We start from the raw sequence: 21,378 nt of genomic DNA, 5'->3' as shown, positions 1-21,378 counted from the left end.
AATACTCTGGTCCAAAACTATATGGTAATAACTCATCTAATTTATATTCTCTATATTCATCTTCTGAATTAGCTATAATTATTGTAGCATCTTTTCCAAATTCTCTAATTACTTGCCTGCAAACTCCACAAGGATAAGTAAAATTTGCATCTCCAACTATTGCTATAGCTTTAATCTTTTTATGCCCTTCTGATACTGCTTTAAAAATAGCAGTTCTTTCTGCACATAATGTAGGTGAATAAGATGATATTTCTATATTGCAGCCAGTAAAAATTTCATCGTCCTCTGTAATTAACGCTGCACCAACATGAAAATTAGAATAAGGTACATATGCCTTTTTTTGTGCTTCTAAAGCTTTTTTAATCAATTTCTTTGTATCCATAAAATACCTCCTCTTAAAATCAACTGACATTTAACTACGCACCATGAATTATTTTTTACTCTATAATAATATTAGTTGTTGGTTCTACCACCTGAATCCATGTTATTCCTGGGTTAAGGATTATTTCTTTTCCTTCTGGATTATAATATTTAGTTTTATCTTTTCTTGATTTTTTTACCCATTTTATATCTATGATTTTGCCATTTGTTATATATTTTCCTTTTCCTTCACCTACTAATTGAATTTCTAGTCTGCCATCTTTATCTAATACTTTAGTCTTTGCCTCTTGAATTATTATGTTTTTAGCTACAATTGGAGTTTCATCTACTTCATCTATATGTAGCTTACTATCTTTCTTTCTAGTATAATTTTTCTTTTCATCATCATAATTATATTCCGTAGTATTATTTTTTCTATAATCTATTATAATTTTATTAGCTATATCTCCATCTATATCTAAATCATCCTCTTTAAATTTAAATGGGATATATTCTCCAGCCATTTTATACTTTCTCTCCTCTTGGGTAGTTCTTAGAACTTCCATGCTAGAATAAAGATTATGTGGCATTTTTTTATGCTTCTTTCTCCAAAATACTTTGTTAGAGCTAGTTAATCCATCAATATCAGCTATTTTTAATGTTTTAATATCCGATTTAGCCTGCTCACTACCTCCAACGTGAGCATAAACAGCATCATATTCTAATGCAGTTGTTATAAAATATGGTCTAGCCGATCTAATAGGTCCTATGGAAGATGGATCATTTATTAAATAGATACCCATATATCTTGTATAAGGAGCTTCTACTAAAAATTCATAGACTATTTCAGCATCCTTTAATCCAGCTTGCCATCTAGCACCATGATGGTTATCAAACATAATAGCTACTGGTCTTCTATTCACCTTTTCTTCTACTGCATATATTCCACTTAAAGGAGAAGGTATTCCTATCTTTACTGGAACCTCTTCTGCTAAATCATCTTCATCCACTTTTTCTTCCTCTTTAGGATTTTCTACTGCAACTGGTTCTTCTATTTTTTCCTTTTTACAACTACTAGATAATAATGCTACAAAAACTACAACTAAAATGATTTTAAATTTAAGTTTCATTTTTTTCCCCCTTATCCTATGATTTGAAATACTAAAATTCCTACTATTGTTCCTAGTATAGCTCCTAATAAGACTTCCATAAAAGTATGTATCTTGCCTTCTATCCTACTTTCTCCCACAAGAATAGCTAAACTGTAAACCAAAGTTGTTACTAACATATTTTTTGCTAAAAATACTATTATAGTAGCTATGCAAAAAGATATAGCAGCATGACCACTTACTGTTCCACCTTGAAAATGTGTACCTCTCCCTTTGTAAAATTTGGCCTTCAATCCTATGGTTACCAATATGACAACCAGTAGAGCTACAAATGTTAAGTGAATAGGTGAACCTCTAATTTTTGAAAATAATATATCTGTACTGGAATTTAATCTATCAAAAAATAAAAGATATCCTACTATTATAGAATTTATGGCTGCAATAAGAACTGCACCAGCAGCTACATCCTTTACTAATCTTGCCAAAGGATGATAATCTTGCGTAATCAAATCTATTACTCTTTCCAAAGCAGTATTGACCATCTCTGCTACTACTACTAAAGATATTGCAAATAAAAGAAGTAAAAATTCTGTCCTTGAAAAGTCAAAGAAAAGACTTAAGATTATAACTCCAATAGCAATTAAATAATGTATCCTCATATTTTTCTCAGTCTTTAATGCTATAATAATACCTGATACTGCATAGTTAAAACTATCAATGAGAGTCTTTTTCCTCATTACATTATTCCCCTTTATTATCTTTGAAAATCCTTAATCTTTTCATTACTTCTTTTTCCTTCTCTCGCATTATATTCTTTTCTTCTTCATCCATATGATCATATCCTAATAAATGAAAGATTGAATGAGCTGTTAAATATGCTACTTCTCTATATAATGAATGTCCAAAATCTTTTGATTGTTCTAGAGCTCTTTCAAGAGATATAATTATATCCCCAAGCAATATTAAACCCTCTACAACAAACTCATCCTCCATAGGGAAGGACAATACATCTGTATCCTTATCTACTCCCCTATATTCTCTATTTAACTCTCTTATTTCTTCATTATCTACAAAAGATACGCTAATTTCACAATCTAAAGATGCATTTTCAAGACTTAAAACTTCTCTAGCTACCTTTTCAATTATTATATTGATTTCTTCTTCAATTTGAACTTTATCCTGTCTATTATCTATATATACTTCCATTATTTTATTCCTCCAAATTCTCATTTCTTCTCATCTATCTTTAATCTTGTCCTAAAATTTATAGTCTTTCTTTATAAAACACTATAAATTACCCTTTATCGAAACATTATAAAATACCATTTTTAAAACTTATTGACAGAAAGTTCTTTTTTATAATAAATCAAAGCAGAACTTTTCTATTCGTTATAAAAAAAAGGATTGCTGTAAAATTTACAAGCAATAACCAATATACAATCTTCGATTTTACTGGCAAAACTTTTTATTATTCATAGATTTATACATTTACATTTTCATATTTATCATATGCCTCAATTATCCTTTGAACTAAGGGATGCCTAACTATATCATTTTTTGAAAGATATATAAAGTCTATACCATTTACATCCTTTAATATATTCGATATTGTTTTCAAACCAGATTCCTTTCCTTTAGAAAGGTCAATTTGAGTTATATCACCTGTAATTATTGCTTTTGAACCAAATCCAAGTCTAGTTAAAAACATTTTCATTTGCTCATTAGTAGTGTTCTGTGCTTCATCTAATATTACATAGGAAGAATCTAGGGTTCGGCCTCTCATATAGGCTAATGGTGCTACTTCTATTAGACCTTTTTCCATGTATTTTGCATAGGATTCAGCTCCTAGTATATCAAATAAAGCATCATAAATTGGTCTAAGATACGGATCAACTTTCTCCTGTAAATCTCCTGGCAAAAACCCTAAGCTCTCTCCTGCTTCAACTGCTGGTCTTGTAAGAATTATCCTATTTACCTCTTTGTTTTTAAATGATTGAACTGCCATAGCCATAGCTAAATAAGTTTTCCCAGTACCTGCTGGTCCAATACCAAAAACTATATCATTTTTTCTTATGGAATCTAAATATCTTTTTTGACCTAATGTTTTGGGTTTAATACTTTTTCCTGAGGATGTTACACAAATTACTTCCTTAAGTAGCTCTTTTACATATTCTTTTTGTCCGTCAAGCAAAAGTTTTATGGAATATCTTAAATTATGCTCATCTAGTTTACCTTGTTCTTTTACTATCTCTATTAAATTATAAATCAGTTTTTCTCCTAAGTCTATAGATACCTTATTACCATATAATTTTATTTTATCATCTCTAATGGCAATATTAATACCTAATTCTTCTTTGATTATATTAATATTCTCGTCAAGTTCTCCAAATATTTCTCTAATAATCTCGTGATTTTCTATTGTTATACTATTTTCTTCTATATTGTTTGGCAAATTTAATCCTCCCTATTTTCGATTATTTGTTTTCTTCCTATATTTTCTATAGTTTCAACTACAACCTGTGTTATCAATGTATTTTCATCTATTTGATATCTAGTATTTTTTGACTGTATCTGTGCATCTTGTGACAATTCTTTATTTATTTCTTTTACTGCTTTAATTTGAGTGGATTGTTTTAGAAAATCTATATTTTGCTTTATTTCTTTTGTTTCAACTTCCTTATATTCATACTCAACTTTTTTAATAGGAAATTCTATACCTAATTTCCCAAGAGTAATTAAATCTTTTTCTGCTTCAAATTCCCTATAGCTAGAAAAAGGAATATTACCTTTCATAAAAATAATGCCTTTATCTTTAATTTTTATTCCTCTTTGCTTATAAACCTTTCCTGTATAAGTTTCTTCATTTTTTATTATAGGTTCTTTAACAATACTACTATATCGCGTTAGGGCAAATACTTCCCCTTCTGCATGAATTAATATATTTTCTTGAGTATTTTCATTGTTTAGTATACCCGTAATTAGGACTTCTCCCTCATTAACTACTTGACCTTTCTCTACAACTGCCTTTCCGTTTTTAGGAATTACCTTAACTATTACACCCTTTTTCTTTGCTACTACATGACACGGATAGGATTTATCTATCTTTTCTGGTGGTAAATCTTGTTCTCTAATTTCTATAATTAATTTTGTTCCCTTTATATTTACTGAAGTAAATGAAAAGTAATCATAGTTATCTATTAAAATATCTTTTATGGTTTCTTTATTTATATTAAATTTAAGTTTGCCAATAAATATATTGTTATCCTTTAGTAGGGAATTTATCTCTTCTTTTGGAGTTTGTTCATTTCCTATTATTTCTATCTTCCAAATAGTTGATGTTAATAGAAAAATCGTTACCAAAAATAGTAAAAATCCTGCTAATAACATCTTTCTTTCCCTTAGTTTTAATATTAAAAAAGGAAATCCTACTTTTTCTTTTATCTCTATTCTACATCCTACTTTCTTTACTATCTCTCTAAGTTCTTTAAATCCTTTGGTTGTAGATTTCATCTCAATAACAATATTATTATATCTTTTTATATCCCATAGATATATATTATAGTTTGCAGCTAAATTCAATAATCTTTCTAAAGTTAGCCCCTCAACCCTAATAATAACATATCCTCTAAAATAATTCCATATTTTTATAGCTAGCATAACAACACTCCCTAGCTTATTATTTCTATATCATTTATTAATCCAGCAATAATTATTTCCTCAGAAAGTATGGTTTTTATCTCTAATTCTTCTCCTGTTATTTTAAATATTCCTATTTTTGTATTTATTCTAATGATTTCTTTTGTATATTCGATAATTCCTTTGTGATTTAACAATGAAACTTCAATATTTCCTATAAGGGTCAATCTTGGTAAATCCATCATAATATCTATAGGTAATTCTAAAGCTTCTGAAATATTGTATTTTACATTTTCTATCTGTCGTTTCATCCTCATCCCTCCAATTAATTCTATGCCCAAAATATATGTACTATTCCAATCAAAAAAGAAGTCTGTAAATTTTACAGACTTCTTTTTTGATTTTTTAAGCTCTTTGGTTCTGATAATATCTCAGAAAATACTATTCCCCTTAATACATCTTTTCTTAAATCTCTTTCTTGGTTTTCTTTTTTAATTTGCACTGGTACATCTATCTTTTTAGTTTCCTGTACAACATTTTCTTCTTTTATTATCTCCCAAGATAAATCTTTTTTATTTATCTCTTCATTGATAGTATTCTTATTCGCTTTTTTCCCCTCAAAAGAATGATTCTTCCTTTGAGCAGAATTTCCTTGTTTTTTTGTTATTTCCCTCTGTTTTTCTTTTTCAATTTCTTCTACTAATATTTTCTTGAGATCTACCATAGGCCTAGAAACTGTAGGTTGTTTTTTTTGTATCCTTTGCTTATCCTTGACAGATTTTAAAATTGTATCTACTAATATTATTATTATAAAAAATAATAAAGGACCGGGCATATTATCCCCCCTTATTTCTGTTTCTTATCATCTTCAGCTATTTTGGATATAGATGTTCTCATATCTGTATCTGCTAATATATTTCTCATATTATAATAATCCATGACTCCTAAATTACCTGTTTTAAGAGCTGATGCTAATGCTAACGGCACTTCTGCCTCTGCCTCTACTACTTTAGCTCTCATAGCCTGTACGTCGGCCTTCATTTCCTGCTCTTTAGCTACTGCCATTGCTCTTCTTTCTTCTGCCTTCGCCTCAGCAATTCTTTTATCAGCTTCTGCTTGTTCCATTAGTAGTTTTGCACCTATATTTCTACCAACATCCACATCAGCTATATCAATAGAGAGTATTTCAAATGCTGTTCCTGAATCTAACCCTTTGTTAAGTACAGTCTTTGATATGCTATCGGGATTTTCCAATACATCTTTATGTGAGTTGGAGCTTCCTACAGTAGTTACAATACCTTCACCTACTCTAGCAATGATAGTTTCCTCTCCAGCTCCCCCAACTAATCTCTCAATATTAGCTCTAACAGTAACTCTTGCTTTAGCTATAACTTCAATGCCATCCTTAGCTACTGCTGCAATTTGTGGTGTTTCAATTACTTTTGGATTAACAGATACTTGTACTGCTTCTAGTACATTTCTACCTGCTAAATCAATTGCTGCTGCTCTTTCAAATTCTAGTGGAATATTAGCTCTTTGTGCTGCAATCAAAGCATCTACTAAGGTATTTACATTTCCTCCTGCTAAATAATGTGCCTCCAGTTCATTGATTCTAATAATTAGCCCTGCCTTTGTTGCTTTTATCATTGGGTTTACTATTCTAGATGGAGATACTCTTCTAAGTCTCATTCCTATTAGAGTTGACATAGAAATTTTAACTCCTGAGAAAAAAGCCGTGATCCAAAGTCCTACTGGTACAAATGAGAAAAAAAGCATTACAAGGATAATAATGATCAGGGCAAACCCTATTGGTAAATATGGCATATTACAACCTCCTAACAAATATTTTTGAACCTTCTACCCTTACAACCTCTATAGCTATACCTTTTGGAATAAAACCACCATCTGACAATGCATCTAATTTTATTCCTTCTATATCTATAAACCCAGCAGGGCGAAGTTCTGTTATACTAATTCCTTCTTTATTCATATATTGATTCATAGAATCAACAGATAAATATCCTTTTTCATCTTTATATTCTGTATCTAAAACAATCTTATTGAGCATTTTAGACTTAAAGCCCATCTTTATTAGTATTATAGTAACTATTGTTGTTATTATTATGGCTATACTTAAAGAAAATATTGCTATTCCTAATGAATCCATAGCTAAGATAGTACCTACTATTACCAATATTATACCACTAATTCCGGGGAATCCAAATCCAGGCACTATTGCCTCTATGACTAATAAAATTAGTCCTGTCACAAATAAAGCCAATGATGTCCAATGTGAATTCCCAGCTAAAATATTTCCTCCAAAATATAATCCGAAGCCAATTATACTAACTGTTCCCCCGATTCCAAAACCTGGTGTTAATATTTCAACTACCAATCCGATAAACCCTAAAGTTAATAATAAACTACTTATATAAGGATTGGATATATATTTAGCTAATTTTATTTGAAGACTTTCATCTATTCTTTGTACATTTGCATTTTCTAGATTAAAATAATTAAGCATTTCATAATAGCTGTCTGTTGTTAAGTCAGCTATCCCATACCGAACTGCTTCTGACGAAGTTAAGTTTACTAATTTACCTTTAGCTACTAACCCTTCAATCTCAATATCTCTATCTGCCATTGCCTCTATGACTTCCGAATTCCTATTTCGATATTGGGCTGTATCCCTCAAAAGACCTCGCCACATTGAGAGTATTTTTTCTGTATTTGGTATGGTCTCAGCAGATCCTATAGTAGCTGAATTTGCCATAACAACTTTTTCTGCAGCAATGGTAATTAATACCCCTGCTGATTCCGCCTTACTATTTACATAAGAAATAGTTGGTATCGGAGAATACATAATTAGAGACTTTATTTTTTCTGCCTCATTAATTAATCCTCCATATGTGTCTATTTCAAATATTATTGCTGCAGGGTCTTCTTTAATCAATTTATTCATGGTATGATTTAAAAAGTTATAAGTGGCTTTATTAATTTCACCTTTTATTGGAACTATATATACATCTCTTTTTTCATCTGCATATCCATTATTTGATACTATTAATATTACCATAAATATTAATAGTATAATTGATTTAGTTTTTTTCATTTAAGCACCTCCAATTATATGTACTTAATATAATATATCCTTATAGATAATATCTTTATTTATACTATTACCCATATAATTGTAAAATAACTAACAATTTTATTTATCAAAAAACCTGGGAGTTGACCCAGGTTAATCAAATACTTTTTTTATTATTTTATTTACAATATTGCCATCAGTTCTACCTTTTACTTTTGGCATTACAGCCTTCATTATAATGCCTATATCTTTCATAGATGTAGCATTTATTTCCTTTATAGTTTCAATTACAATTTCTTCTACTTCCTCTTCAGAAAGCTGTTTAGGTAAGTATTGTAAGAGAATTTCTATTTCTTTTTCTGTTAGTTCAACTAAATCTTGTCGTTGTCCTTTTTTAAAATCTTCAATCGCCATTCTTTTTTCTTTTAATTGTTTTGATATAATGTCTAGTATGGCTTCTTCTGATACTTCTATTCTTTCATCAACCTCTTTTTGCTTTATCGCTGCCCTTACCATAGTGATAGTATTCTTTTTTATTGTATCTTTAGATTTCATGGAGTCTTTTAAATCCTCCATAAGTTTTTCTTTAAGGGACATTCTTTCACCTTCTCAATTAAAACTTAGAAAATTTCTTTCTTCTAGCTTCTTCGGATTTCTTTTTACGTTTTACACTTGGCTTTTCATAATGTTCTCTCTTTCTAGCTTCACCTAAAATGCCAGCACGTGCACATTGTCTTTTAAATCTTTTTAACGCATTATCAAGAGATTCGTTTTCTCCTACCTTAATTTCTGACATCGACTTCTCCCTCCTCTCTCTACTGCAAGAGTACTTCATACTATCCCTAATAAGGGGTTTGCACTAGACTATTATACATTATAATATATAATATTTCAACTAGTATTTAGCCTGGTGGCCATAACATTTTCCTTTTTCCTAGTATATGAAAATGAATATGCTCTACAGTTTGACCTCCATCTATACCACAATTATTAACTATCCTATATCCTTCATCTAAACCCTTATCTTTTGCTATTTGAGATGCTATAAAAAAAATATGTCCTATAAGCTCTTTATCCTTTTCTTCTAAATGAGCTGCTGATTGTATATGTTTTTTTGGAATTACTAAGTAATGGATAGGTGCTTGTGGGTTAATATCTTCAAATGCTACTACTCTTTCATCTTCATATATTAAATTGCTAGGTATTTCACCATTAACAATTTTACAAAATAAGCAATTTGTCAATTCATCCACCTCCTTGCTATATACTATCTTATTATATTATTATATTAAAGTCATCTACTATCCTAATAAAAAATCATTTTTTATTTTATTAATTCTAACATCTACTATCTGCCCAATCATATTAATATCTTTTTTAGACTTAACTCTAATATAATTAGTAGTATATCCTTCTATATTACCTTTTTCTCCTTTGCTTTCTTCTTCAAATAATACAGATAGAGTTGAATTTATAAATTTCGAATTAAACTTTAACATTAATTCTTCTCCTAAAGCTATTAGAGATTCCGATCTTTGATTTTTAATATTTCCATCTACTTGGTTTTCATATTTAGATGCTGGAGTTCCCTTTCTTGGAGAATACTTAAATACATGTAGAAAACCCAATTTCCTTTACAAAATCTAATGTTTCATTAAATTCATCTTCTGTTTCCCCAGGAAATCCTACGATTATATCAGTTGTAATTCCTGCATTAGGCATATATTTTCTTATAATGCTTACAATATTTCTATATTCAGATGTTGTATATTTTCGATTCATTCTTTTTAAAACTGTATCAGAACCAGATTGTAATGATAGATGGAAATGATCACATACTTTACCTATTTTAAGTATTGATTTCATAAAATTTTCATCTATCAATGTTGGCTCTAAAGAGCTAAGTCTAATTCTGTCTATACCTTTTACTTTTCCTACTTCTTCCAAAACTTTAACTAAAGGAGTTTTATCTGTATCTTTCCCATAGGATGCAACATGAATACCAGTTAAAACAACTTCTTTAAATCCAGCATTAGCCAATTTTTGAGTTTCTTCTACAATCTCATCCAATGACCTGCTTCTAATTGGTCCTCTTGCATATGGAATAATACAATAAGAACAAAACTGACTACATCCATCTTGTATCTTTATATAAGCTCTTGTTTTAGACTTTATATCATCTATATTTATAGGTTCAAATTCTTTTTGTGACTTTATATTTCTAACGATATTTATCCTTTGATTTTCTACCTTAGCTTTCTCACATAGTTCTAAAATTCTATTTCTTTCAGTGGTGCCAATTATAACGTCTACTCCTTCTATTTTTTCCACTTCATCAGGAGATACTTGAGAATAACATCCTACAACTGCAATTATGGCATCTTTATTTAACTTTTTTGCCCTAGATATAAATTGTCTAGACTTTCTATCAGATAAATTTGTAACGGTACAAGTATTTATTACATATATATCAGCTATTTCATCACTATTTACTATAACATAATCATTTTTTTCAAATATCTCCTCCATAGCTTCTGTTTCATATTGATTTACCTTACATCCTAAGGTATAAAAAGCTACTTTGTCCATTAAATCACTCCCAAATCTCCAAGTTCATAAAGTATTATTGTAGCTGCAACAATTCCTGCTGTTTCAGTTCTCAGTATACGTGGCCCTAAAGTTACTATATTAGCTCCTACATTTTTTAACTTTTCTATTTCACTAGGTTCAAATCCGCCTTCAGGTCCTATTATTAAATGTATTTTTTTATCGCTAATTCCCTTCAATTTCTCTTTTATTACAGTTCCTTTTTCATCTTCATATGGAACTATTATATTATCTTCGTCTTTTAATAAATCTATCATTTCATCAAAAGAAACAATATTTTGTACCTTTGGTAAAATATCTCTCTTACTTTGCTTTGCAGCTTCATCTGCTATACTATTCCATCTTTCAACTTTAGATTGTTCTTTTTTTATGTCTTTTATTTTTACTACTGAACGATGAGTTATTACTGGATAAAATTTTTTTACTCCTACTTCTGTACATTTTTGTACAATCAAATCCATCTTGCTACCCTTAGCCAACCCTTGATATAATATAATATCAATTTGAGATTCATTAATCCCCTTAGTCTTATTTATTATTCTTGTAATAACTTTATTCTTTAATAAAGATTCTATATTACAAGTATACGTAACTCCATTTGAAGAAATTTCAATTTTTTCATTTGGTTTAAGCCTCAGTACATCCCTTATATGCTTTACATCGCTTCCTATTATCTCTATTATATCATCAAAAATCTGTTCTTCTCCAACAAAAAATCTATGCATATCTTTCCACCTAATTATTAGCAGCTATAATACAAGCCCAACCATTTAACCTTTTGATATCAAGTACTTTAAACCCATTTTCTAGTAAGGCTTTTTCTACTAATTCAATTTTTTCTACAATAATACCAGAAGTAATAAATATACCATCATCTTTTAAATAAGCTCTTAAATCTTTTGTCATTCCTGCAATTATTTCTGCTATTATATTGGAAACTATTATATTTGCTTTTCCATCAACTACATCTAATAAATTACCTTCTTTAATTTCAACAATTTTATTCACATTATTTAATTTTATATTTTCATTTGATACTTTTACACATAATTCATCTAAATCTACTCCTACTACCTTTTCAGCTCCTAACTTTGCTGCGACTATGCTAAGTATCCCACTTCCACAACCAATATCATATACTATATCTCCTGATTTTACATGTTTTTCTAAAGCTTCCGTACACATCATAGTAGTTTCATGAGTTCCAGTTCCAAAAGCCATACCTGGATCTAATTCAATTAATATATCATTTTCTTCTAAAACATATTTTTCCCAAGAGGGTTTAATTAAAATCCTTTCGCCTATTTTTATTGGCTTATAATATTTTTTCCAAGCTTCAGCCCAGTCATTATCATCTACTATATTTATTTTAATTTCATTATTTCCTGTATTTAGTATGGGATCATTCTTTATTCTATTTTTTATTTCTTCAATTTTGTTTTCTAAATCATCAGCTTCTGAAAAATAAGCTTTAATTAATACACCATCAAAATCCGAATTTATTAAACTTGGATCAACAAAATCCCATCTTTCCTTAGATTTAGATAATTCTAATATATCCCTTGGATCTTCTATAGCAAGTCCTGTAGCACCTGCATCATATAAAACATTTGATACTAAGTCTTCTAATTCGGCAGTAGTTTTTATTTGAACCTCCGTCCAATTCATAAATACACATCCTTTTTCAAAATCTAAAATAATTATACCCTAAACACTAAAGAAAAACTACCTTAATTTTAAAACAATCACTCTTAGAGTGATTGTTAATTAAAAGCATCTTTTACTTTATCAAAAAAACCTTTTTTATGTTCCTTTATATTTTCCCCTTTTTCATTTGCAAAATCCCTTAGAAGCTCTTTCTGTTTATCAGTTAATCTAGTTGGAACCTGCACCACTACAGTAAAGAATAAATCTCCTTTACCATAGCCTTTAACATTGGGTACACCCATATTTCTAAGTCTGAATTCTGTTCCCGTTTGAGTCCCTTCTTCAATTGTATAATTTATTATACCCTCTAAAGTTGGCACCTCTATTTCTGCTCCTAGTGCTGCTTCTGTAAAGGAAATCGGCATTGATAGATATATATCATTGCCTGAGCGTTTAAATATTGGATCTTCAGCCACATTTATATAAATATATAAATCACCATTAGGCCCACCTTTCTCTCCTGCCTCTCCTTCTCCTCTCATGGAAATAATAGAGCCAGTATCTACACCTGCTGGAATTTTCACTTTCATCTTTTTTATCTTAATTTCTTTACCAGTACCATCGCAGGTAGTACATTTATCTTTAATTACCTCACCAGTCCCATTACATACATCACAAGTTGAGGTTCTAACGAATTGTCCAAAAGGGGTTTGCTGAGCATATCTTACTTCTCCTCTACCTTTACATGTTGAGCAAGTTTCCTTTTCAGTTCCTGGTTTAGCTCCTGTTCCACCACATGTATGACAATTTTCAGTTCTTCTAATTTGTATTTCTTTTTCTGTCCCAAAAACAGCTTCTTTAAATTCCAAATTTAAGTTATATCTTAAATCTGAGCCTCTTACTGGACCAGACCTTCTTGCACCTTGACTGAATCCTCCTCCGAATATATCGAAGATATCCTCAAATATATCACCAAAACCTCCAAAACCACCACTATATCCTCCTGCTTGCGGATCTACACCTGCATGCCCAAATCTATCGTATCTAGATCTCTTTTCTGGGTCGGATAATATTTCATAAGCAGAATTGACTTCTTTGAATTTTGCCTCTGCTTCTTTATTATCTGGATTTAAATCAGGATGATATTTTTTTGCTAAAGATCTATATGCTTTTTTTATTTCATCATCTGATGCATTTTTTTCTATACCTAGGATCTCATAATAATCCCTCATCATTTCACCAACCTTCAAATTTGCTTATACAATTATATCAAATAATTAAGCTAAATCAAATGATTTAGCTTAATTATTATTTATATCTAGTCTTCATCCACGACCTCATAATCCGCATCTACTACATCATCTTTTGGTCCTGAGCTGCCTTCATTTGGATTTCCTCCAGCCTGTTCATACATTTTTTGAGATATTGAATAAAAGACCTCAGTTAATTCTTCAGTTTTTTGTTTAATTTCATCATGATTATCACCTTCTAAAGATTTCTTAAGTTCTTCTAACTTAGACTCAACCTTAGACTTTTCATCTTCTGAAATCTTTCCTTCTAATTCTTTTAGAGTTTTTTCAGTTTGGTAAACTAAGTTATCTCCATTATTTCTTATTTCAATTCCTTCTTTTTTCTTCTTATCTTCTTCTTCAAATCTTTCTGCTTCTTTTACTTTTCTTTCTATTTCGTCATCTGAAAGTTTAGTCGATGCTGTAATAGTTATTTTTTGTTCTTTTCCTGTTCCTAAATCTTTAGCACTTACATTTACTATACCATTAGCATCTATATCAAAAGTTACCTCTATTTGTGGAATTCCTCTTGGTGCTGGCGGTATTCCAGTTAACTGGAATCTACCTAAAGTAGTATTGTCATTTGCCATTTGGCGCTCACCTTGCAATACATGAATATCTACTGATGTTTGATTGTCTGCTGCAGTTGAAAATGTTTGGCTTTTCTTAGTTGGTATTGTAGTATTCCTTTCAATCAATCTAGTAGTTACGCCTCCTAAGGTTTCAATACCAAGGGATAGAGGTGTTACATCTAATAATAATATGTCTTTTACTTCCCCTGCAAGTACCCCACCTTGAATAGATGCTCCTAATGCAACACATTCATCAGGATTAATATCTTTTTGTGGATCTTTACCAATCAACTTTTTAACTGCATCTTGTACTGCTGGTATTCTCGTGGAACCTCCAACTAAAAGAACCTTTTCTATATCAGATGCTTGTAGTCCTGAGTCTTTTAACGCCTCTTTAACAGGCTCCAAAGTCTTATCTACTAAGTCAGAAGTTAATTCATTGAATTTAGCTCTTGTTATATCCATATTTAAATGCAATGGTCCTGCTTGAGTAGCAGTAATAAATGGTAAATTTATATTTGTTGACATAGTAGAAGATAATTCTTTCTTTGCTTTTTCTGCAGCTTCTTTTAATCTTTGCAAGCTCATTTTATCTTGTTTTAAATCAATACCATTTTCTTTCTTAAATTGTTCTGCTATATAATTTACTAAAGTTTCATCAAAATCATCTCCACCTAAGTGGTTATTTCCACGAGTAGCTAATACTTCAAAGACTCCATCTCCTAATTCTAGGATAGATACGTCAAAAGTACCTCCTCCAAGGTCAAATACCATTATCTTATGCTGTCCTTCTTCTTTATCCATTCCATAAGCCAATGCAGCAGCTGTCGGTTCGTTGATAATTCTTTTTACTTCCAATCCAGCAATCTTTCCTGCATCTTTTGTTGCCTGTCTTTGACTATCTGTAAAATATGCTGGCACTGTAATTACAGCTTCTGTAACAGTTTCACCTAAATAGCTCTCCACATCCATTTTTATCTTTTGTAAAATCATAGCAGATATTTCTTCTGGTGAATAATTTTTTCCATCTATATTTACTTTGTAATCAGAACCCATTTTTCTTTTAATTGATGATATAGTTCTATCTGGATTTGTAATAGCTTGCCTTTTTGCTGTTTCCCCAACAAGCCTTTCTCCATCTTTTGTGAAAGCTACTATAGATGGTGTTGTTCTATTACCTTCTATATTAGATATTATATTAGGTTCTCCACCTTCCATAACAGCAACACATGAGTTTGTAGTACCTAAATCAATTCCAATTATTTTTCCCATAAAATTTCCTCCTTAAAATAATCTTATTTTGCAACTTTAACCATAGATGGTCTGATAACCCTATCCTTTAGTATATAACCCTTTTGTAAAACTTCTGTTATCTTTCCCTCCTCATATTCATCAGATTCTTCCATAAAAACGGCATGATGAAAATTAGGATCAAAATTTTCTCCTAGAGATTTAATCTCTTCAATATTATTTTCATTAAGAACTTTTATTAATTGTTGATATATCATTTCTATACCTTGATAAAAACTACTTTCTTTGTTATCTTCTGACTCCATAGCCCTCTGAAAATTATCTATTACAGGCAATAAACTGCATACAAAAGATTCTAACGCATAGGAAATAGTACTTTCCTTCTCCTTTTCAGTTCTTTTCTTAAAATTAACAAAATCAGCTTGGAGTCTTAACAATTTGTTATTTAACTCTTCAATTTCCTTGTCCTTTGATTCCAAATTATCTTCTAATGATTCAGATTTACTTTCCATATCTTTCCCTTGGATATCTTCTTCCATTAAATCTGGATTGTCTTTATTCCCTTCATTATTGTTACTCATTACATCACCTCTTAAATGTTATGGTTACTTTGATATATGTTTACTCATTAACATATTTATAATCTCTGTAATATTTACAGAAAATAAATGCATGATATTCATCAATGCTAAATAATCCATTCTTGTAGGACCAATTATTCCTATCTTCCCTATAGTTTTATTTCCTAATTTATAAGTAGTTGTAATTAAACTACAATCCTTTATTGCATCATAAATATTTTCATTACCTATGGTTATCTCTATATCTTGAGATAAAGAGTTATTCAATAGAAGCTCTACTACTAAATCCTTATCTTCTATAAAAGATATAAAAGATTTAGCTTTTTCTAAATCTCTATATTCTGGAAAATCAAGTATCTTTGTTATCCCATCAGCATATAAATCAACATTATCTACGTCATCCATAGATTGACTTATAATAGGAATAATTCCATCTATGATAGTTTTATAATCATAGATTTCCCTTATAATTCCATCAGAAATTTCCTCTCCTATCTCATCTATTGATAATCCTTTTAGTTTATCATTTAAAAAATTAGATATTATTATAGTTTGTTCTTCTGGTATCGCTTTATTTAATTTAAAAATAGAGTTTTTAACTACTCCAGTATTAGTGACTAATACCATCAGTATTTGTAAATTGTCAATTGGTATTAACTGAATATGTTTTATTCTAGAACCCTTTAATTGTGGAGATATGGCAAGTGCCGTATAGCTAGTTATTGATGATAAAACCTTTGCCGAGTTTTGTATCAATTGTTCTATTTCCCTAGACTCCCTAGCCAATATCCTTTTTATTTCATCCTTTTTTATTAAATCTATCTTAGGTTTTTTCTTTTTTAAAATTTCATCTACATACAATCTATATGCCTTATCTGATGGCACCCTTCCCGAAGATGAATGGGGTTTATTTAAATATCCTAACTCTTCTAAATCAGACATCTCATTTCTTATAGTAGCAGAACTTACACCTAAATCATATTGTTTAGTTATTGTCCTAGATCCTATAGGCTCTGCACTATTTACATAAGAATTAATAATTGCATAGAGAACTCTGAGTTTTCTATCATCTAGCATATTCAATCACCTCAGTATCCTTTACATACTAGATATTCTTATTAGCACTCTATATCATCGAGTGCTAACACTTACGATTTAAAGTTACCACTACTTATAAATTTTGTCAATACCTTTATTGAAAATTTTTCATTATCTTAAGAAATCCACTTCAACTAAATTAGATAAATCAAGTCCTTTCTTTGTTAGTCTAATATTATGATTATTTAATATCAAGCCATTGTCTACATGTTTATTTATTATATCACCATATATTTTTTCTATTTCAATTCCAAATCTATCTCTAAATTCTATCTTACTTAAACCTTCTATTTTCCTTATACCAAGAATACAAAATTCTTCCATTTCAGTATCTTTATCTATTATTTCTTCACCTTCCATAGGAAGTTTACTCATATTTAACTTGTCAATATATATATCTATATTTGATGTATTAAAAAATCTTTTTCCTCTCATATTTGAATGGCTACTCAAACCTAATCCAAGATATGGTTTTACTTCCCAATATACCAAATTATGTTTACATTCGTATGTAGGTAAAGCGTAATTAGATATTTCATAATGTTTATATCCATGATTAGTTAAATATTCAGTAGCTTTATGGTACATCATCCTTTCTATATTTTCATCAGGTAAAGATATTTTTCCTTCACTGTATAATTTATGAAACTTTGTATTTTCTTCTAGTATAAGTCCATAATAGGATATATGTTCTACTCCCAACTCTACTACCTTTTTTAATGAGCTTATTACTTGATCTATACTTTGATTCGGAAGTCCAAATATTAAATCTACATTGATATTTTTCATATCCCCATTTCTTAATATTTCATAACTTTTGTAAAAATCTTTAGTGTTATGTATTCTACCTATAGATTTTAATAGAGTATCATCTAAGGTTTGCATACCCATACTTACTCTATTTATTCCAGATTCCATATATATCTGTACTTTTTCTTTATCTAAAGTACCAGGATTAGCTTCTATTGTTACTTCTACTAAATCACTGGTATTAAAATTCTTATATATAAATTCTAATATTCTATTAATATCCCTTGGATTTATACAGGAAGGAGTTCCACCGCCTATAAATATAGTTTTAATACTATAATCCTTTATTCTATCTTTATATAAATCTAATTCAATTATCAAGCTATTTATATATTCATCAATTTTATGATTTATATTAGTAAAAGATGAAAAGTCACAATAATAACATTTACTTATACAAAAAGGTATATGAATATACAAGGATAAATCTTTCATTTTATTCCTCCCAACAAAATAGGAACGACTTAGTGGTCGTTCCCTACAGTTTTATATAAATAACAGATATGTCATTTATAAGCAAATTATTTTTCATCGTATTTCAATACTGTTAGGAAAGCTTCCTGCGGAACCTCTACTGAACCAATTTGTCTCATTCGTTTTTTACCCTCTTTTTGCTTTTCTAATAACTTTTTCTTTCTTGAAATATCTCCACCATAACATTTAGCAAGTACGTCTTTTCTAAGTGCCCTTATGGTTTCCCTAGCTATTATCTTAGAACCAATAGCCGCTTGTATAGGCACTGCAAATTGATGTCTTGGTATTACATCTGTAAGTCTCTCTGCTATAGTTCTTCCTCTCTCATATGCTTTTTCTTCATGTACTATTAGTGAGAAGGCATCTACTAATTCTCCATTAATTAGTATATCCATTTTTACAAGCTCCGATTGCTGATATCCCTTTAAATCATAATCTAAGGAAGCATATCCTCTTGTTTTTGATTTAAGTGCATCAAAGAAATCATAAATAACTTCATTTAAAGGTAATTCATAATGTAATACAACTCTTTTTTCCTCTAAATACTCCATATTTAAGAAAGTACCCCTTTTATTTTGGCAAAGCTCCATTATGGTGCCGACATAATCTGTAGGAGTCATAATATTTGCAGTTACAATAGGCTCTTCCATATACTCTATCTCTGTAGTAGGTGGAAGATTAGAAGGATTTTGTATATGAAGGACTTCTCCAGTAGTTTTCGTTACCTTATATATAACTGAAGGTGCTGTAGTTATTATATTTAAGTCAAATTCTCTTTCTAGTCTTTCTTGAATAATTTCCATGTGTAAGAGGCCTAAAAACCCACATCTAAAGCCAAATCCTAAAGCCACTGAAGTTTCAGGCTCAAAATCTAAGGCCGCATCATTTACTTGCAATTTCTCTAAGGCTTCTCTTACTGTATTAAAATCTTCACCTTCTGCTGGATAAATACCACAATAAACCATAGGAATAACTTTTTTATATCCTGGCAAAGCTTTCTCAGTGGGATTATTATCATCAGTTATGGTATCTCCAACCCTTGCATCTTTTACATTTTTAATACTAGCAGTTACAAAGCCTACTTCTCCTGGTTCCAGTTTATCTAGTGATATATGCTTTGAAGTATTTACACCAACTTCTACTACTTCATAAGTTTTTCCTGTAGACATCATTTTTATGTTCATACCAGGTTTTATTGTACCTTCAAATACTCTTATATAGCAAACAACACCTTTATAGCTATCATAATAGGAATCAAATATTAGTGCCTTTAAAGGTGCTTTGGCATCTCCTTTAGGTGCAGGTACATTCTTTACTATACTTTCTAATACATCTTCAATATTTAAGCCTTCCTTTGCTGATATAAGAGGTGCTTCCTCACAATCTATTCCAATAATATCTTCAACTTCTTTTTTTACTTCATCTGGTCTTGCACTTGGTAAATCTATTTTATTTATTACAGGTAATATTTCTAAGTCTTGATCTAATGCTAAATATACATTAGCTAAAGTCTGTGCTTCTATTCCTTGAGTAGCATCTATTACAAGTATTGCTCCTTCACATGCAGCTAGGGACCTTGAGACTTCATAGTTAAAGTCCACATGCCCTGGAGTATCTATGAGATTTAATATATATTCTTCTTCATCTTTAGCATTGTAAACCAATCTTACAGCCTTTAACTTTATTGTTATACCTCTCTCTCTTTCCAAGTCCATATTATCTAAAACTTGATTTTGCATTTCTCTTGAAGTCAACATTCCTGTTCTCTCTATTAATCTATCTGCCAAAGTAGATTTTCCATGGTCAATATGGGCAATAATCGAAAAATTTCTAATATTTTCTTGTTTAATTCTTTGCATATTTTTCCTCCTTATGAAGTTTCAAGATAACTCTAGACAATTATAGCAGAAATTTACTATTATGTAAAACTAAAAGACCAGAAACTGGTCTTTTAATAATTTTTTTCAAAAGAGATAAATCAATTATATAGGATTCTCCCAAAATATCTAATCTCCTTGTACTGATATTAATTCTAAAAATATTTGGATTGTCTAAACAATTTAATTCTATGATGTTTTGATTTACAATTTCTATTCCTAATATCAAAAATAAAATTAAAATTAAAATATAAAACCTCTTCGCTCTTTTCTTTCGAAATTCTTTTCTCAATCTTTTGTTTCTTTCTAACCTAGTTTCCATATTATCACCCAGATTAGATTATCCAATTTCTGTATATATTATACAAATATTAATTAATTTTTCCAAATCTATTATCTACTGGAAAATATCTAAATCCTGTAACTCCTTTAATAGATTTAACCGATACACATCCAAAGTAACGACTGTCCTTAGATGCTCCCTCTGCTCTATTATCGCCTAAAACAAAGACCTGTCCCTTTGGAACTTTCCAAGTATCTTCATCATATATGTGAGTATATGAATCATTAACTAAGTATAACTCATCTAATAGGGAACCATTAACATATACCTTTCCATCCTTAATCTCTACCAAATCACCCTCTATACCTATTACTCTTTTTATATAATCTTTAACTGGATCATCTGGAGCTTTGAGAACTATTACATCCCCTCTTGATGGTCCTTTGAAATATAAGGAAACTTTATTTGCAAAAAGTCTATCTTTTTCATGTAAAGTAGGATACATGGAGTTACCTAATACATAAGTAGTATTAAAAATAAAAGCTTTAATTAGAATTGCAATAACCACAGCTGTTACAATACTCTTAACCCATTCTATAGTTTCATTTTTTACATCTTTATTATTTTCTTCCATTAAGTATTACCTCCCAGTACTATCTTAAGTAATTTACATTATATCAGATTTGTAAAAAT

Annotated in this window: 23 protein-coding genes and 1 pseudogene; all 24 read right to left on the bottom strand. The window is 29.9% G+C overall.

Features of this window, described 5'->3' with window-relative positions:
• A partial coding sequence (locus tag RT714_RS04375; protein ID WP_313756368.1) for a cytidine deaminase occupies positions 1 to 382 on the bottom strand: 382 nt, incomplete at its 3' end.
• A gap of 55 nt (positions 383 to 437) precedes the next feature.
• On the bottom strand, positions 438 to 1,490 hold the full coding sequence (locus tag RT714_RS04370; protein ID WP_313756367.1) for a DUF3048 domain-containing protein: 1,053 nt from the start codon (positions 1,488 to 1,490) through the stop codon (positions 438 to 440).
• Positions 1,491 to 1,501: 11 nt separating this feature from the next.
• Positions 1,502 to 2,206 carry a diacylglycerol kinase gene (locus tag RT714_RS04365; protein ID WP_313756366.1) on the bottom strand — a complete coding sequence of 235 codons (705 nt, stop codon included), beginning with the start codon at positions 2,204 to 2,206 and terminating at the stop codon, positions 1,502 to 1,504.
• 4 nt (positions 2,207 to 2,210) lie between these two features.
• Positions 2,211 to 2,675 carry an rRNA maturation RNase YbeY gene (gene ybeY, locus RT714_RS04360; RefSeq protein ID WP_313756365.1) on the bottom strand — a complete coding sequence of 155 codons (465 nt, stop codon included), beginning with the start codon at positions 2,673 to 2,675 and terminating at the stop codon, positions 2,211 to 2,213.
• 274 nt (positions 2,676 to 2,949) lie between these two features.
• Positions 2,950 to 3,921 (bottom strand): PhoH family protein, encoded by a 972-nt coding sequence (locus RT714_RS04355; protein WP_313756364.1) that lies wholly within the window; start codon positions 3,919 to 3,921, stop codon positions 2,950 to 2,952.
• A gap of 2 nt (positions 3,922 to 3,923) precedes the next feature.
• Entirely contained in the window at positions 3,924 to 5,126 is a 1,203-nt protein-coding gene (gene yqfD / locus RT714_RS04350) for a sporulation protein YqfD (RefSeq protein WP_313756363.1), read from the bottom strand.
• Between the two features lie 11 nt (positions 5,127 to 5,137).
• Complete coding sequence (gene yqfC, locus RT714_RS04345) at positions 5,138 to 5,416, bottom strand: sporulation protein YqfC (protein WP_313756362.1); 279 nt, start codon at positions 5,414 to 5,416, stop codon at positions 5,138 to 5,140.
• 71 nt (positions 5,417 to 5,487) lie between these two features.
• Entirely contained in the window at positions 5,488 to 5,940 is a 453-nt protein-coding gene (locus RT714_RS04340; protein ID WP_313756361.1) for a hypothetical protein, read from the bottom strand.
• Positions 5,941 to 5,951: 11 nt separating this feature from the next.
• Positions 5,952 to 6,929 carry a flotillin-like protein FloA gene (gene floA, locus RT714_RS04335; protein WP_313756360.1) on the bottom strand — a complete coding sequence of 326 codons (978 nt, stop codon included), beginning with the start codon at positions 6,927 to 6,929 and terminating at the stop codon, positions 5,952 to 5,954.
• Position 6,930: 1 nt separating this feature from the next.
• A complete protein-coding gene (locus RT714_RS04330; protein ID WP_313756359.1) occupies positions 6,931 to 8,217 on the bottom strand; it encodes a nodulation protein NfeD in 1,287 nt (428 codons plus the stop codon).
• 132 nt (positions 8,218 to 8,349) lie between these two features.
• Positions 8,350 to 8,793 (bottom strand): GatB/YqeY domain-containing protein, encoded by a 444-nt coding sequence (locus RT714_RS04325; RefSeq protein ID WP_313756358.1) that lies wholly within the window; start codon positions 8,791 to 8,793, stop codon positions 8,350 to 8,352.
• Positions 8,794 to 8,809: 16 nt separating this feature from the next.
• On the bottom strand, positions 8,810 to 8,992 hold the full coding sequence (gene rpsU, locus RT714_RS04320; RefSeq protein WP_072971785.1) for a 30S ribosomal protein S21: 183 nt from the start codon (positions 8,990 to 8,992) through the stop codon (positions 8,810 to 8,812).
• Between the two features lie 106 nt (positions 8,993 to 9,098).
• On the bottom strand, positions 9,099 to 9,440 hold the full coding sequence (locus tag RT714_RS04315; RefSeq protein WP_216541773.1) for a histidine triad nucleotide-binding protein: 342 nt from the start codon (positions 9,438 to 9,440) through the stop codon (positions 9,099 to 9,101).
• Between the two features lie 57 nt (positions 9,441 to 9,497).
• Positions 9,498 to 10,785: pseudogene (mtaB, locus tag RT714_RS04310) on the bottom strand (tRNA (N(6)-L-threonylcarbamoyladenosine(37)-C(2))-methylthiotransferase MtaB).
• A complete protein-coding gene (locus RT714_RS04305; RefSeq protein WP_313756357.1) occupies positions 10,785 to 11,528 on the bottom strand; it encodes an RsmE family RNA methyltransferase in 744 nt (247 codons plus the stop codon). Before RT714_RS04305 ends, mtaB begins: the two are co-directional and overlap by 1 nt.
• Before the next feature lie 10 nt (positions 11,529 to 11,538).
• Complete coding sequence (prmA, locus tag RT714_RS04300) at positions 11,539 to 12,471, bottom strand: 50S ribosomal protein L11 methyltransferase (protein WP_313756356.1); 933 nt, start codon at positions 12,469 to 12,471, stop codon at positions 11,539 to 11,541.
• 95 nt (positions 12,472 to 12,566) lie between these two features.
• On the bottom strand, positions 12,567 to 13,682 hold the full coding sequence (dnaJ, locus tag RT714_RS04295; RefSeq protein WP_313756355.1) for a molecular chaperone DnaJ: 1,116 nt from the start codon (positions 13,680 to 13,682) through the stop codon (positions 12,567 to 12,569).
• 86 nt (positions 13,683 to 13,768) lie between these two features.
• Positions 13,769 to 15,583, bottom strand: a complete 1,815-nt coding sequence (dnaK, locus tag RT714_RS04290) for a molecular chaperone DnaK (RefSeq protein ID WP_313756354.1) — start codon at positions 15,581 to 15,583, stop codon at positions 13,769 to 13,771.
• Between the two features lie 23 nt (positions 15,584 to 15,606).
• The gene (gene grpE / locus RT714_RS04285; protein WP_313756353.1) at positions 15,607 to 16,143 is read right to left on the bottom strand and encodes a nucleotide exchange factor GrpE; all 537 of its coding nucleotides are present in this window, start codon (positions 16,141 to 16,143) and stop codon (positions 15,607 to 15,609) included.
• Positions 16,144 to 16,167: 24 nt separating this feature from the next.
• On the bottom strand, positions 16,168 to 17,220 hold the full coding sequence (gene hrcA, locus RT714_RS04280) for a heat-inducible transcriptional repressor HrcA (protein WP_313756352.1): 1,053 nt from the start codon (positions 17,218 to 17,220) through the stop codon (positions 16,168 to 16,170).
• Positions 17,221 to 17,352: 132 nt separating this feature from the next.
• On the bottom strand, positions 17,353 to 18,486 hold the full coding sequence (gene hemW, locus RT714_RS04275) for a radical SAM family heme chaperone HemW (RefSeq protein ID WP_313756351.1): 1,134 nt from the start codon (positions 18,484 to 18,486) through the stop codon (positions 17,353 to 17,355).
• Between the two features lie 86 nt (positions 18,487 to 18,572).
• The gene (gene lepA, locus RT714_RS04270; protein ID WP_313756350.1) at positions 18,573 to 20,384 is read right to left on the bottom strand and encodes a translation elongation factor 4; all 1,812 of its coding nucleotides are present in this window, start codon (positions 20,382 to 20,384) and stop codon (positions 18,573 to 18,575) included.
• 40 nt (positions 20,385 to 20,424) lie between these two features.
• The gene (locus RT714_RS04265) at positions 20,425 to 20,724 is read right to left on the bottom strand and encodes a hypothetical protein (RefSeq protein WP_313756349.1); all 300 of its coding nucleotides are present in this window, start codon (positions 20,722 to 20,724) and stop codon (positions 20,425 to 20,427) included.
• Positions 20,725 to 20,773: 49 nt separating this feature from the next.
• Positions 20,774 to 21,319, bottom strand: coding sequence for a signal peptidase I (gene lepB / locus RT714_RS04260; protein WP_313756348.1), 546 nt, complete (start codon positions 21,317 to 21,319; stop codon positions 20,774 to 20,776).
• Positions 21,320 to 21,378: the final 59 nt, after the last annotated feature.

Source organism: Tissierella sp. (assembly GCF_032104385.1).
In the GTDB taxonomy this organism is placed as follows: Bacteria; Bacillota; Clostridia; order Tissierellales; family Tissierellaceae; genus Tissierella.
Note: the sequence above shows the minus strand (reverse complement) of the source record. Positions and strands in the feature narration are given on the sequence as shown.

Coding starts and splice junctions, on each gene's coding strand:
- hrcA (WP_313756352.1), bottom strand. CDS start 17,220: ATGCTAGATGATAGAAAACTCAGAGTTCTCTATGCAATTATTAATTCT.
- ybeY (WP_313756365.1), bottom strand. CDS start 2,675: ATGGAAGTATATATAGATAATAGACAGGATAAAGTTCAAATTGAAGAA.
- grpE (WP_313756353.1), bottom strand. CDS start 16,143: ATGAGTAACAATAATGAAGGGAATAAAGACAATCCAGATTTAATGGAA.
- dnaJ (WP_313756355.1), bottom strand. CDS start 13,682: ATGAGGGATTATTATGAGATCCTAGGTATAGAAAAAAATGCATCAGAT.
- yqfC (WP_313756362.1), bottom strand. CDS start 5,416: ATGAAACGACAGATAGAAAATGTAAAATACAATATTTCAGAAGCTTTA.
- RT714_RS04370 (WP_313756367.1), bottom strand. CDS start 1,490: ATGAAACTTAAATTTAAAATCATTTTAGTTGTAGTTTTTGTAGCATTA.
- RT714_RS04265 (WP_313756349.1), bottom strand. CDS start 20,724: ATGGAAACTAGGTTAGAAAGAAACAAAAGATTGAGAAAAGAATTTCGA.
- RT714_RS04330 (WP_313756359.1), bottom strand. CDS start 8,217: ATGAAAAAAACTAAATCAATTATACTATTAATATTTATGGTAATATTA.
- RT714_RS04325 (WP_313756358.1), bottom strand. CDS start 8,793: ATGTCCCTTAAAGAAAAACTTATGGAGGATTTAAAAGACTCCATGAAA.
- floA (WP_313756360.1), bottom strand. CDS start 6,929: ATGCCATATTTACCAATAGGGTTTGCCCTGATCATTATTATCCTTGTA.
- RT714_RS04340 (WP_313756361.1), bottom strand. CDS start 5,940: ATGCCCGGTCCTTTATTATTTTTTATAATAATAATATTAGTAGATACA.
- yqfD (WP_313756363.1), bottom strand. CDS start 5,126: ATGCTAGCTATAAAAATATGGAATTATTTTAGAGGATATGTTATTATT.
- hemW (WP_313756351.1), bottom strand. CDS start 18,486: ATGAAAGATTTATCCTTGTATATTCATATACCTTTTTGTATAAGTAAA.
- RT714_RS04365 (WP_313756366.1), bottom strand. CDS start 2,206: ATGAGGAAAAAGACTCTCATTGATAGTTTTAACTATGCAGTATCAGGT.
- lepB (WP_313756348.1), bottom strand. CDS start 21,319: ATGGAAGAAAATAATAAAGATGTAAAAAATGAAACTATAGAATGGGTT.
- rpsU (WP_072971785.1), bottom strand. CDS start 8,992: ATGTCAGAAATTAAGGTAGGAGAAAACGAATCTCTTGATAATGCGTTA.
- RT714_RS04305 (WP_313756357.1), bottom strand. CDS start 11,528: ATGCATAGATTTTTTGTTGGAGAAGAACAGATTTTTGATGATATAATA.
- lepA (WP_313756350.1), bottom strand. CDS start 20,384: ATGCAAAGAATTAAACAAGAAAATATTAGAAATTTTTCGATTATTGCC.
- prmA (WP_313756356.1), bottom strand. CDS start 12,471: ATGAATTGGACGGAGGTTCAAATAAAAACTACTGCCGAATTAGAAGAC.
- dnaK (WP_313756354.1), bottom strand. CDS start 15,583: ATGGGAAAAATAATTGGAATTGATTTAGGTACTACAAACTCATGTGTT.